At 36.9% G+C, this 12,627-nt stretch carries 11 protein-coding genes; 2 read left to right on the top strand and 9 right to left on the bottom strand.

Annotated features, from left to right (window positions below; translation table 11 throughout):
• Positions 1-33: 33 nt before the first annotated feature.
• Complete coding sequence (locus tag MKX53_RS02590) at positions 34-747, bottom strand: AAA family ATPase (protein WP_093535925.1); 714 nt, start codon at positions 745-747, stop codon at positions 34-36.
• Between the two features lie 132 nt (positions 748-879).
• Positions 880-1,302 (bottom strand): NUDIX hydrolase, encoded by a 423-nt coding sequence (locus MKX53_RS02585; RefSeq protein ID WP_340908834.1) that lies wholly within the window; start codon positions 1,300-1,302, stop codon positions 880-882.
• A gap of 203 nt (positions 1,303-1,505) precedes the next feature.
• On the opposite strand from MKX53_RS02585, the gene MKX53_RS02580 reads away from it, so the two are divergent.
• A complete protein-coding gene (locus MKX53_RS02580; RefSeq protein WP_093535929.1) occupies positions 1,506-1,904 on the top strand; it encodes a VOC family protein in 399 nt (132 codons plus the stop codon).
• Positions 1,905-2,045: 141 nt separating this feature from the next.
• Here the strand turns inward: MKX53_RS02580 and MKX53_RS02575 are convergent, their stop codons facing one another.
• From MKX53_RS02575 to MKX53_RS02560, 4 genes are all read right to left on the bottom strand, one after another.
• Positions 2,046-2,924 (bottom strand): GNAT family N-acetyltransferase, encoded by an 879-nt coding sequence (locus MKX53_RS02575; protein WP_340908833.1) that lies wholly within the window; start codon positions 2,922-2,924, stop codon positions 2,046-2,048.
• A gap of 10 nt (positions 2,925-2,934) precedes the next feature.
• Complete coding sequence (locus tag MKX53_RS02570) at positions 2,935-4,755, bottom strand: ABC transporter ATP-binding protein (RefSeq protein ID WP_340913220.1); 1,821 nt, start codon at positions 4,753-4,755, stop codon at positions 2,935-2,937.
• Positions 4,739-6,475, bottom strand: coding sequence for an ABC transporter ATP-binding protein (locus tag MKX53_RS02565; protein WP_340908832.1), 1,737 nt, complete (start codon positions 6,473-6,475; stop codon positions 4,739-4,741). The genes MKX53_RS02570 and MKX53_RS02565 overlap by 17 nt, the downstream gene beginning before the upstream one ends.
• Positions 6,476-6,583: 108 nt before the next feature.
• Positions 6,584-7,510 carry a DMT family transporter gene (locus tag MKX53_RS02560; protein ID WP_340913217.1) on the bottom strand — a complete coding sequence of 309 codons (927 nt, stop codon included), beginning with the start codon at positions 7,508-7,510 and terminating at the stop codon, positions 6,584-6,586.
• Positions 7,511-7,640: 130 nt separating this feature from the next.
• Between MKX53_RS02560 and MKX53_RS02555 the strand changes: the two genes are divergently transcribed.
• The gene (locus tag MKX53_RS02555; RefSeq protein ID WP_340908830.1) at positions 7,641-9,653 is read left to right on the top strand and encodes an EAL domain-containing protein; all 2,013 of its coding nucleotides are present in this window, start codon (positions 7,641-7,643) and stop codon (positions 9,651-9,653) included.
• 202 nt (positions 9,654-9,855) lie between these two features.
• Here the strand turns inward: MKX53_RS02555 and MKX53_RS02550 are convergent, their stop codons facing one another.
• The 3 genes from MKX53_RS02550 to MKX53_RS02540 form a co-directional block, all read right to left on the bottom strand.
• On the bottom strand, positions 9,856-10,305 hold the full coding sequence (locus MKX53_RS02550; protein WP_093535939.1) for a threonine/serine exporter family protein: 450 nt from the start codon (positions 10,303-10,305) through the stop codon (positions 9,856-9,858).
• Positions 10,306-10,317: 12 nt separating this feature from the next.
• Complete coding sequence (locus tag MKX53_RS02545; RefSeq protein ID WP_093535941.1) at positions 10,318-11,085, bottom strand: threonine/serine exporter family protein; 768 nt, start codon at positions 11,083-11,085, stop codon at positions 10,318-10,320.
• Positions 11,086-11,432: 347 nt separating this feature from the next.
• Positions 11,433-12,626 carry an acyl-CoA dehydrogenase family protein gene (locus MKX53_RS02540; protein WP_340908827.1) on the bottom strand — a complete coding sequence of 398 codons (1,194 nt, stop codon included), beginning with the start codon at positions 12,624-12,626 and terminating at the stop codon, positions 11,433-11,435.
• Between the last annotated feature and the right edge of the window lies 1 nt (position 12,627).

The following is a 12,627-nucleotide window of genomic DNA, read 5'->3' as shown; positions in this document are numbered from 1 at the left end:
TTTTTTGTATAAGAAAGCACAAATCACCAGCTTTTATTCCTCTTCTAAAATGTCTTTCAAAAACTTTTCTCTATTTTGTAAAAAGTATTTCGTCAGTTGAAAATGGTCCGTTTCTTCATATTCTATTTCTGTAATTTCCCCGTTGTCAAAACTTAGAATAACAGCTTCCGGGTAACCTAATAAAATAGGTGAGTGTGTGGCGATGATAAATTGGCTATCATCTTCTTGTACTAAGTCATGTAGAATTCTTAGAAACGCTAGCTGACGTGCTGGTGATAAAGCCGCTTCCGGCTCATCTAGCAAATAAATACCTCTACCTCTAAATCTATTAGAGAAAAGCGAGAAAAATGCCTCTCCATGAGATTGATGGTGTAATGATTTCCCGCCGTAAGGACCAGTTCCCAGTGTATCTATATGAGTCGCAAAATTATAAAATGACTCCGCACGAAGAAAGAAGCCATTGGTTACTTTTGGAAGCCAGGAGAGCCTTATATAATCTCCAAGTGATGATTCTGATGCATCTACCTCGTAAAAGTTATTTCTTCCTCCTCCAGCCGTATTGAATTCACATTTATCTGCTATAGCTTCTAACAAAGTAGATTTTCCCGATCCATTTTCTCCTACAAAAAAAGTAACTTTGTTGTGTAAATCTAGTTGATCTAAGTTTTTGATAGATGGTATAGAAAATGGATACTGATTATAAGATGAAATATTATCTCTTTGGAGTTCAATTCTTCTTAAAAACATCCTTTCACCTCAATCCATAATTAGTTTGTTACTATATGTATTAGCTAACTCTTTTATAAATTCATATCCTCTGTCTGCGAAAGGTTCTATACCATGGTCTAAGTCTCTCCAGGTACTTCCCTGTCTAATACACTATGAATGGAGAAGTTTATATGCCAATTTAATATTTGCTTTCAGATAAACTGGCAAGTTTGGATTATCTAAAATTTCCTTTGTCGATACCCAATAAACTTCACTCACCTCATCCAGGCATTTAGCATAAGGTATGCCAGATTCATGCTCGCAAAGAAAAACAATGTCTACGACAGTTAAACCCGTATCAGTTACAAATAAAGTACTATTAACATACCTAAGATTGGAAACCTGTACACCCACTTCTTCTGAAATTTCTCTTTTTAGCGTTTCTTCTAATATATTGGAAGATATCCCATCTTTCTCTACCTTACCTCCAACAAGAGATAATAACCCTCCTGCGTGCTCTTCTTTTTCACTCCTTCTTATTAACAGCCACTTATCATTTTGGTAGATTGCCCCTTCAACATTAACGATGAACATTATCTTCCCTCCTCATTTTTTATATTCTATATAGCAAAAGTCTTTTCCTCTATTTGTACCTCTTATCTTGAAGAAATGATTATCCTCTCTGTTCTATTTAATTGAAGACGCTGTTTAAGAAAAAGGTTAATTAATCGATTATGGATATTTTTATAAGAATTGATTTATACTTTAGAGGATTGATATGAAAAGGAGTAGATTAAATGGAAAAGTTAGCGACATTCTTAATGTTTCAAGATGACAATGCAGAAGAAGCGATGAATTATTACACAAACCTTATCGAGGATTCTCAAATTACAAGTATTGTTCGTTACGGACCTAATGAATCTGGAAAAGAAGGAACGGTAATGCAGGCTACTTTTACTTTAAAACAGCAAGAATTTATGTGTATTGACAGTCATGTGAAACATCAATTTTCTTTTACTCCTTCAGTCTCAATATTTGTTACATGTGATACGGAAGAGGAACTGAACGATCTTTATCAATCACTCAACGAAGGTGGACAAGCACTCATGCCTTTAGGTGACTATGGTTTTAGTAAAAAGTTTGGTTGGCTAAATGACCGTTTCGGAGTTTCATGGCAACTAAATCTCCCCAAATAATAGAAAAACCTTGCTTTTCTCCTACTAGTATCAAAAATAATAATATAATTTCTAACGACATGCCTTAGTAAACACAAGAAAAGGGCTTGGAAGTTCTCCAAGCCCTCTCTATTCAATATCAGCAACCTATTTTAACATTGCCTAATTTAGCAAACTTCTTGTATAAAAATGAGTATTACTCACTGTCGTAAATCCAGCTCTTTCATAAATAGACAATGCCTGAGTATTATCAGTTTCTACATCCAAATAGACCGATGTTTTCCCCATTCGATTAGCTTCGTTTTTACTCCAGTTTAATAAGGATGTCGCCACACCATTATTACGTGCATTTTCATGAACAGCAACCCCTGTCACCCATAGCTTTTCGCCTTCCTCAACTACAGTAACTGTTCCGACTACTTCACCCTGTAAGTAAGCAACCATCAAATGACGATTTGGCGTTTGAGTATTAAAAGCAATTAACACTTTAGATTCTTCTTCCGTGTCGCCAAATGCACTTACTAAAACTTCAACGACCTCTGACTCTTCCTTGGTGTATTCTAATACTTCGACTTCACTTTCTATTTCCACTTTTCTCATCGTAGCTGCTACCATTGTTCGCTCTTGAAAATCAAAAGCATATCCAAATTTATGCAGTAGCTGCTTACCTGCTTCCGAGCTTTCTGGATTTAAAGCGATATCTGAAACAGCTGCTCTTACTTCTAGATTTTTGCCCAATTCTCTTACCAGTCGTTCGCCTATCCCTAATCTCCGAACACCAGGTAGCACAACACTACTCCATTCAAAATCGAGTGTCGCTATTCGATCAATGGACGCTAACACGCCAACCAAACGGTCGCTATCGTCCTCATAGGCTAGTATGCAAAAACCCTTTGTATAGAAGTCGGATAGCTCCCCTACATTTAGCAGAGAAGTATAATCCACTTTATCCATGTTTTCTGCCTCAACTATCAATTCCGTTATTTCTTCCATTGTCTCCTCGTCTAAAGGAAAGGACACAGTCATTATAGATATATTCATTTATTTCTCCTTAAGTCTTTGAATTCGTTAACATACTATAATATTTGCCTTTCTTTTGCAACAACTCATCTTGTGTACCCGACTCGATTAGTTTTCCAGCTTCCATCACGAATATTAAATCAGCTTGGCGTATCGTATTTAGTCGATGGGCTATTACAAAACTCGTTCTTCCCTCCATTAGTCGTTCAAGTGCCTCTTGGATTTTCATCTCGGTCACAGTATCTATACTCGATGTTGCTTCATCTAATAATAGTATTGCTGGATCTGCAATTAGCGCTCGTGCAATGGATAATAACTGCTTTTGACCTTGACTAATTTCGCCACCATCAGCTGATAAAATGGTGTCATAGCCATTTGGTAATTTCATGATGAAATCATGTGCATTCGCTTCTTTAGCAGCGTGTAACACTTCTTCATCCGTAGCATTTAATTTGCCATATCTAATATTTTCTCTTACCGTCATTTCGAACAAAAACGGATCCTGTAAAACAAATGCCGTTTGACTTCGTAGTGTATGTCTAGGCAACTCATCGATAGAAATCCCGTCTACTAATATGCGTCCACCATTTACTTCATAAAAACGCGCTAGCAGCTGCATAATGGTCGTTTTTCCAGCTCCTGTTGCGCCAACTAATGCGGCAGTTTTCCCTGAATCCACATGAAAAGATACATTGGAAATAGTCGGAGACTCATCATCTTTGTTGTAATAAAACGTTACATCTTCAAATGTTACATTTCCTTTCAATACATAATCTGTATTGTCTAGAGCAGCGTCGTCCTCAATTGGCTCATCCATAATAGCAAAAACACGTTCCGCACCTGCAATTGCAGACAATACCGTATTGAATTGGTTAGCTAAATCATTTAATGGACGAGTAAACTGCCTTGAATACTCCGTAAAAATAACAATCTCTCCTATTGTCACATGCCCATAATAGGCTAATAACCCACCTACAGCAGCAACTAGTGTAAAACTTGTATTATTCAATAAGTTCATCACTTTTGGTATAAAACCGGAGTAAGTTAAAGCCCAAAATCCAGTTCTCTTTAAGCGCTCACTTTTAATAGCAAACTCTTCTAGCATTCTTCCTTCTTGTGAGAAGGCTTTTACAATTCGTTGACCAGAAATTGTTTCTTCAATCATTCCATTTAGTTCACCGACTGCTTTTTGCTGTTCCTTAAATAATTTTGAGGTACGCTTCGTTATCCATCTCATTGCAAAATACATAAAAGGCACAATGATAAGCGTCACTAAGGTCATAAGCGGACTCAATAAAAGCATGACAACTGTTGTCCCAACCAAAGTTAGAATACTTGAAAATACTTGGATAAAGGACGAATTTAAAGTTTGACTAACGTTTTCAATATCATTTGTCATACGACTCATTAACTCGCCGTGCTGGCGTTTATCAAAAAAGGACACGGGGAGCTTCTGTAAATGTTCAAATAATCCTGTACGAAGTCTAAATATTGTTTGCTGAGAAATGCCGATCATCCAATAACTTTGCAAATAAGTAGCAATAGAGAAAAACAAGTAAACGAAAAGTAATACTCCAATTATTTTGGAAAGACCGACAAATATACTTTTGGAGATATGGTCATCCACAATTACTCCGATTAGATATGGTCCAACTAAAGCTAATGCCGAGCTGACAACTACCATCAGAAGAACGATGACTAATAGAAAACGTTGTTCGTCTACTAAATTCCAAATCCCCTTTAAAACACCCTTCCAATCGGAAGCTTTATCCACCTTCTTTTTATGGTCTTTCTGTAAATCTTCTTTAGTAATAATTGGCTCATAGCCGAAAGGTTTACGAATGAAGTTCATCATGTTCGCCCCCCTCTTGTTGTGATTCCGCTATTGCTTTATAAAGAGTGGAGTCCTTCATCAACTCATCATGAGTTCCATAAGCAGATACCTGGCCCTCTTCTAATAGTAAAATATGATCTGCACCCTTTGCAGTTCGGATTTTCTGGGTAATAACAAGCATCGTTGCATTTTCTTCTTCAAGAGCTTCCCACAACGCATTTTCTGTTGAAACATCTAATGCACTTGTACTATCATCTAATAATAATATTTCTGGTTTCCTTACGAGTGCACGTGCAATGGATAATCTCTGTTTCTGACCTCCAGAGAGATTGACTCCCTTTTGCCCTACTCTCGTATTATATTGTTCTGGGAATTGTTCGATAGATTCATGAATTTGCGCTTGGTTAGCTGCTTCTCTCAGCAACTCTTCCGTCGCCGCCTGATCTCCCCAACCAAGATTTTCTTCTATACTTCCCGTAAAAAGAATAGATTGTTGAGGAACAAGTCCAATTATCTTTCTTAACTCTTTAAGTGGCCATTCTTTAACATCGATTCCGTCTATTAATATAGTTCCTTCTGTTGTATCGAAAAACCTCGGGATTAAATTGAGAAGCGTTGATTTTCCAGAACCAGTAGCTCCCATAATCGCAAGCTTGGATCCTGGTTGCACTTTAAAGGAGACGCCTTTTAATACAGGTAAATCTGTCGTTGGGTAATGAAATGACACATGCTGAAACTCAATTTCTCCTATTCCCGGAGTCGTCCCTTCTGAGTCTTCATTAATAATTTCAATGCCCTCCTCGACCTTGAGCACTTCCTCCATCCGTTCCGATGATGCTTTTGCTCTAGAGAAGAAAATAATAATGAAAGCAAACATAGAAAAGGCACCTGTCATACGCATCGCATAGTTAATAATAGCTACTAGCTCCCCTAATTCCACGTCACCCGTTTGAATTTCTTTTGCTCCAAACCATAATACTGCCAATAAGCTGACATTCATTACAAAGAGCAATACAGGCAGTATTAACTCCATGATACGGAATGCTTTAACATTATCCACTTTTAAATTATCTGCAACAGATGCAAAACGACTTGACTCAAAATTACCACGCAAATATGCTTTTATTAAGCGTACCGCCTGTAAATTTTCTTGTATTTTCCTTGTGACCTGGTCTACCCTTTTTTGAACTTTACTAAATAATTTTAAGCCATTCCTACTCATTATGTATAAGAATACAACTAAAAATGGAGCACCTATTACTAAGAACATAGCCAAGTATGGATTCACTATAAAGGACATAATAATACTTCCCACGACTAGTAAAGGCGCTCGAAGCATAATACGTAATCCCATAAAAATTAAATTTTGTGTAATTGTCACATCAGTAGTTAAACGTGTGATTAAACTAGCTGTTGGAAACTTTAAAAAAGTAGCCATTGTAAAGGCTTGCACTTTTTTAAATAATGCCTGACGTATATCAAACCCATAACTTTGCACAATATGAGAAGCGATATATGTATTAATAATTCCTGCTAAGAATGCCAAAAAAGATATCCCCAGCATGATACTTCCCCAAAGAATAATAGCTTGCTGGTCCTCAGCCAAAATACCATCATCAATTATTATAGCGATTAGCAATGGTTGAACAAGCTCTACGGAAAGCTCTACTAACATCAACACTAAAGCGACAATAACCAATATTTTATATGGAAATAAATAAGAAAGAATTGTCTTCAAAATTAAAACACCCCTAGATTCTTCGATACTCGAATTAATTCTTGTAAAACCTATTATGCCATAAACTCTTCTGAAGACATAGAAAAAGATGACTTAATATTTTGAAAGTCACCTTTTACTTTTACGCATCCATTTAATTTCTCCTGCAATAGAGAGCCAGGTGACAAATAGAAGCATAATAATTACTCCAATATATTGCCATGATCCAAGTATTTGTCCAAACCAGAATACTGATATAATCATCGCGGTTAATGGCTCAATGCTAGAAAGTATACTTGTTTCCACCGCTGTTATGTATTTCATACTCGACAAAAACAAGATAAACGCAATGGTTCCTATTAGTATAATAATTACAACGATCAAGTTTATAGGAAATACAGTAAGATGAGTCCATTCATCTGATTTCCATACTTGGGTAACTCCTGCTAGCACTACCCCTCCTATTAACATTCCCCAACCTACAATAAGAAGAACTCCCCACTCTTTCATTAATCGAGCGGGATAGACGGTATAAATGGAAAAAGCTACCCCTACCGCTAAGCCCCAAAGTAAAGCTTCTTTACTTATTAATAATACCTTTACATTTGCATTCGTTAACAACAAAAACAAACCGATTAGCGTACCGATAATACCTATAATCTGATATTTAGGTGGAAATATTTTGTTCTTCCAAGATAAAAATAAAATGATATAGACAGGTCCTAGAAACTGAAGCAATGTAGCTATAGATGCATTACTTGCTTCAATTGCAGCAACAAATGTATATTGAACACCTAACATTCCTAGCACACTGAAAACAACTAATTGTTTAAGCCAACTAATATCTTTCCATATCAGAAATATTTGCTTACCAGTTATGGAGAGAAAAAATAGTATGCATAAACCTGCCGTTATTAAGCGGACCGTCAAAAAAAAGGAAACAGACAAATTTGTATTATTTAATATCCATTCCATCATGGGTCCGGTTGCACCCCATAGTATAGACCCAAGAATTATAAGCAGTATACCTTTGGACCTTGAAAAATCATTTTTTATCAATTAAACACACCACTTTCGAAAGTACTTTTTACCCACCTGTTTATAAATAAATGAATATATGGTATTATACTAATGACTTTTAGAAACGAAATAAAAAAATATTAGACTATTTAAGGAGGCCCTGTATATGTTTCTCAAGGAAGAATCTTTAGACCTAGGCAACACCTTTTTTCAACATTTGCCGACACCGAGTTTTATGACGGACAACAAAGGCAAGATCGTCTGGTGTAGCCAAGAAGCAGTAAAACAGTTTGGATACTCTATTAATGATTTACAAGACATGGATGTACCATTTTTTACAGACTATACACAAGGTCACATAACTGCAAATTGGGAAACTATTTTACAAACAGAGGATCCCTTTGAGATTAGTCCTGTAGTTCTATATACAAAAGATAGAATAGCTATAAAAACTTCCATCGTCGCAAAGTCCTTTTCATGGCAAGACACGCGCTATGTATTATTTCAGATTAAAACAGATACAAAGGATCTCATGGAAGCATCTTCTTTTCATGAGCTTCAACTCATAAAAAAAGGATTGTCTAATTCCTACATGATCGTCTATATAGATCCCGAGGGACTAATCATGCATGCGAATGATAAGTTTTTGAAAAAGAGTGCCTGGACTCCTAAACGAATTGTCGGAAAATCATTTTGGCAGTTACTCCCGGACACCCCTGAACATATGGCAATTGGGAACCAAATAATTACGCGTCTTCGAGATGGAAAAGTATTTCAAGGATCCGTGGAGAAAATTACAAAAGACGGAACTACTTTTTGGGTGAATTTACTCGCTATTCCAGTCCACAATACTCAAAATAATACTCCTTACTTTTTATTATTGGAAGATGAAATAACAGAAAAAAAATTAATGCAGACTAAACTTGAACAAATAGCTTATGTAGATACAGAAACAGGTTTGCTAAGCAGACATCGTCTAGAAGAAGTAGTAAATGAATATATTAATGAAAAAAAATCATTTTCTTTTGTGTTCATTGGCATTGATCAATTTTATACGTTAAAAGAAATTTTTAATGATCAAACAGAAACAAAAATGTTAAATGAGTTCACTAAACGATTAAAAATTTACTTTGAAGATTCTATTATAGCAAGATCCGGTAGAGATGATTTTGCAATAGTCACTCCTTTAAGTGACTGGTATATCCAAGGATTTGCCAATTATTTAAAGCAAAATCCAATCTATTTAGACAGCAAAATAATCCCGATTACTGTTAGTGGAGCAATTACAAGGTATCCGGAAGATCAGCAATCTTACCTCCATTTGTTAAAAGCAACTACTAATACAATTCAAAAGGTTAAATTAGAGGGAGGCAGTATGATTGCGACTCTTTCCAAATCTGACCATTCAAAACTTTCTCGTAAGGTTCAAATTGAAAAACGATTATTAGAAGCATTGAATCATCGCGATTTACATGTCATGTTCTTGCCTCAACAAGATGTCAAAACTGGAGAAATAACTTCTGTAGAGGCATTAGTTAGATGGGAAGATAGTGTATTGGGCACGGTCTCACCAGAGGAACTAATTCCTATCGCTGAGGAGACAGGATTGATCAATGAGATTGGTCAGTTTATGTTAGAAAAGTCTTGTGAGCAAGCTTCTATTTGGGCTCAAAAAGGAATGCCTATCAAAGTGAGCTTTAACTCTTCTATTCGCGAATTTAGAGATAAAAATATGGTAAAGACCATTCGAAAAGTACTTGAAAAGTACAAATGTTCTCCAGAACTTATCCAAATTGAGTTTACGGAAAAATTTGCACTCGAAGCAGAAGCAGAAAAAGCAATTGTTCTGCAAATACAGAAGCTGCAGCAAGATGGAATCGTCTTTGTGTTAGATGACTTCGGAACGGGCTATGCTTCTTTACGATACTTGCAAATGTTACCAATTGGGAAGTTGAAGATTGACAAATCTTTCATAAATTCTGTAACTAAACACGAAAAACTCGAGAAGCTTGTTCAAGGTTTGGTGCAATTTGGCCAATCATTAGACCTTCAAGTGGTCGCGGAAGGTGTTGAAAGTGCCGAACAGTTTGCTCTACTTAAACGAGTCGGCTGTGACGCAGTCCAAGGCTATTACATTAGCCCGCCAATTTCCGCAGAAGAAGTAGAAAAGATGCTATAAAATAGGAAACATTTAAAGAGTCTGTCCCCATGGCAGACTTTTTTTACATTATTTTTTAGGTAATTTACTTGCGGTCGCTGAGCATTTACTCACTGTATTCATTCGGTTACTCGCTTTCATTCTTCGATTACCAGCGCTCATTGGTGATATACTCGCGGACTTGAAAATTTAAAAACCGCGGGCAAAGACAAAGTCTCTTTGCTCACGGTTTTGTTTTTAATCTTAGAATTGCTTTCGTCCAAAGCTGTGTAATAATTTCAGCAAATACTAAGCCCATTGCAATCGAACCTGAAATCAGTAAAGCTAGAGAAGCAAATTCAAGAGCTAATGCATAATCTTTTTCCACAACACTTCTCATGGCATTATAAGCCGTGCCTCCAGGGACTAATGGAATGATTCCTGCAACACTAAAAATAATCATCGGCATTTTAAATTTTTTGGACATTATATGGGATACGAATGCAACGGTGAAGGCCCCTGCAAACGATGCACTCACCTGATCCTGATTTAACGAGTTCACATACATATAAACAATCCAACCGGTCATGCCCACTACTCCACAGTAAAACAGCGATTTCTTAGGTGCGTTAAATACTACTCCAAATGCTGCGGCTGCTATAAAACTTAAAATACCTTGAACTACATATATCAATTTGAATCCTCCCTACAGTGATAGTACTAGCGCGACTCCGGCTCCAATTGCAAACGCTGTGAGGAAAGCTTCTGCTCCCTTGGATAGACCTGACACAAAACTACCAGCCATTAAATCGCGGACTGCATTGGTGATGAGTAGACCTGGAACAAGTGGCATAACAGAACCAATAATGATAGTATCTATTTCACTCCCCAAACCAGTGGCAACTGAAATGGTTGCAATGACAGTAACCACAAACGCCGCAAAAAATTCCGCAAAAAATTTAACCCTCGTCCTTATCTCTAACCGATCTGCTATTGCATAACCAATTCCTCCTGCAAGTAAAGCAGTAGGTACATCTATTAGTTTTCCGGAAAATAATAAAAGAAATGCACCTGAAGCAATTGCCGCTGCAACTATTTGAATCCAAAATGGATAGGTTTTATGTTCATCTTCAATCTGTTTAAGCTCGCTATATGCCTCTTCAATTGTAATGTCTCTAAAAGCTAATTTTCTAGATACATTATTAACGGAGGCGATTTTACCTAAATCCGTCGTTCTAGCATTTATTCGTACTAATCTTGTTGGAAGGTTTTTATTCCCACTAAAAATGATCCCGGTTGGAGTGACAAAGCTTTGAGATTGCGTAAGTTCCTGTGAAATAGCCATGCGGTCCATCGTATCTTCTGCTCGATACGTTTCAGCACCACTTTCCATCATTAACCGTCCTGCAAGTAAACAGCTCTCCACTACCAATTCATAATCTGTATCCAATAAGGAACACCTTCTTTCTTCCATTTAAGCTAATCTTATAGAACCAACTATAAAAAAACAAATACTGATGAAACCTTTACTTTATAAAAAAACAAAGAAAGTGACTAAAATAGCCACTTTCAGACTTAATATTTTTCTAATATAGTTTACCAATATATATTCATATTATAACTTTTAAATTCATCCGTAGCAAACAGAGGCAATTATTATTCTTGTTCCTCCCGATTAGCACGCTTAGTGTTATAAATTATATAGTAATTAACTCCTATCACTTAGCGGCCTAGTTATAAGTACTGGGTTATATTAAAGTTCAGCTCCTGCCGAATAGATTTTTCGGGAGCTTTTTTTATGGTCATGCTGCTACTAAAGCTTTATTCGTCAAATGGCCACTTCGGCAGCATATTGCTTAGCGTTTTGTCTTCTCGGTAACCGAGGACGTACTCTGCTTGCATAATTGTATGAATCTCTCGCGTTCCTTCATAAATAACTGGAGCCTTAGAATTTCTCAAATATCGAGCTACTGGATATTCATCGGAGTATCCATATGCACCATGTATTTGCACCGCATCATCTGCTGCCTTATTAGCAAAATCGCATGCCTGCCATTTTGCTAGAGATGTTTCTCTTGTGTTGCGCACACCTTTGTTTTTTAGTTCGCCTACACGGTATACGAGAAGGCGACTCATTTGAAGTCCGGCCTCCATCTTAGCAATCATCTGTTGAACAAGCTGATGTCTGCCAATCTCTTTTCCGAACGTTTGACGTTCTTTGCTATACTTCACACTTGCTTCCAAACAAGCTATTGAAAGTCCAACAGCTCCTGCTGCTACTGTGAATCGACCATTATCTAGGGCTGACATGGCAATCTTAAATCCTTCTCCCTCTTTCCCAAGAAGATTTTCTTTTGGCACCCGCATATTGTCAAAAAATAGCTCTCCTGTATTTCCTGACTTAATACCATATTTACCTTTAATCGCTTTAGATGAAAATCCGCCCAGTGTACGCTCCACGATAAACGCACTAATACCATGGTGCTTTTTAGATTTATCGGTATAAGCAAAAACAATAAAATGATCAGCCACATCACAAAGAGAAATCCATGTCTTTTGGCCATTTAATATATAGTCGTCACCATCAAGCACTGCTACTGTAGACATCGAAGCTACATCTGAACCTGCACCTGGTTCTGTTAAACCAAACGCTCCAATTTTTTCACCATTTGCTTGTGGCAACAAATATTTTACCTTCTGCTCTTCTGTTGCCCATTGCATTAAGGTCATGGAATTTAAACCGGTATGAACAGAAACTGCCGTCCGAAAAGCCGTATCTCCGCGCTCCAATTCCTCACAAACAATAGCAAGTGAATTATAATCCATTCCACTGCCACCATATTTTTCAGGTATACAAACACCCATCAATCCAAGGTCTGCGAGTCTTTTCCAAATGGCAGGATCAAATGCACCGTCTAATTCCCATTTTGCCATATGAGGAATTATTTCATGATCTACAAACTGCCGAACTGTTTTGCGCAACAGTACTTGTTCCTCTGAGAAGTCAAAGTTCATC

The sequence above is a fragment of the Psychrobacillus sp. FSL K6-4615 genome (genome assembly GCF_038008225.1).
GTDB classification, from domain to species: Bacteria; Bacillota; Bacilli; order Bacillales_A; family Planococcaceae; genus Psychrobacillus; species Psychrobacillus psychrotolerans.
The sequence above is the reverse complement of the archived record's forward strand: the minus strand, read 5'-3'. Positions and strand labels throughout refer to the sequence as shown.

What these genes read in the sequence shown, in the direction of transcription:
- MKX53_RS02555 (WP_340908830.1), top strand. Translation starts at nt 7,641, where the DNA reads ATGTTTCTCAAGGAAGAATCTTTAGACCTAGGCAACACCTTTTTTCAA.
- MKX53_RS02545 (WP_093535941.1), bottom strand. Translation starts at nt 11,085, where the DNA reads ATGGAAGAAAGAAGGTGTTCCTTATTGGATACAGATTATGAATTGGTA.
- MKX53_RS02540 (WP_340908827.1), bottom strand. Translation starts at nt 12,626, where the DNA reads ATGAACTTTGACTTCTCAGAGGAACAAGTACTGTTGCGCAAAACAGTT.
- MKX53_RS02570 (WP_340913220.1), bottom strand. Translation starts at nt 4,755, where the DNA reads ATGAACTTCATTCGTAAACCTTTCGGCTATGAGCCAATTATTACTAAA.
- MKX53_RS02575 (WP_340908833.1), bottom strand. Translation starts at nt 2,924, where the DNA reads ATGAATATATCTATAATGACTGTGTCCTTTCCTTTAGACGAGGAGACA.
- MKX53_RS02580 (WP_093535929.1), top strand. Translation starts at nt 1,506, where the DNA reads ATGGAAAAGTTAGCGACATTCTTAATGTTTCAAGATGACAATGCAGAA.
- MKX53_RS02590 (WP_093535925.1), bottom strand. Translation starts at nt 747, where the DNA reads ATGTTTTTAAGAAGAATTGAACTCCAAAGAGATAATATTTCATCTTAT.
- MKX53_RS02585 (WP_340908834.1), bottom strand. Translation starts at nt 1,302, where the DNA reads ATGTTCATCGTTAATGTTGAAGGGGCAATCTACCAAAATGATAAGTGG.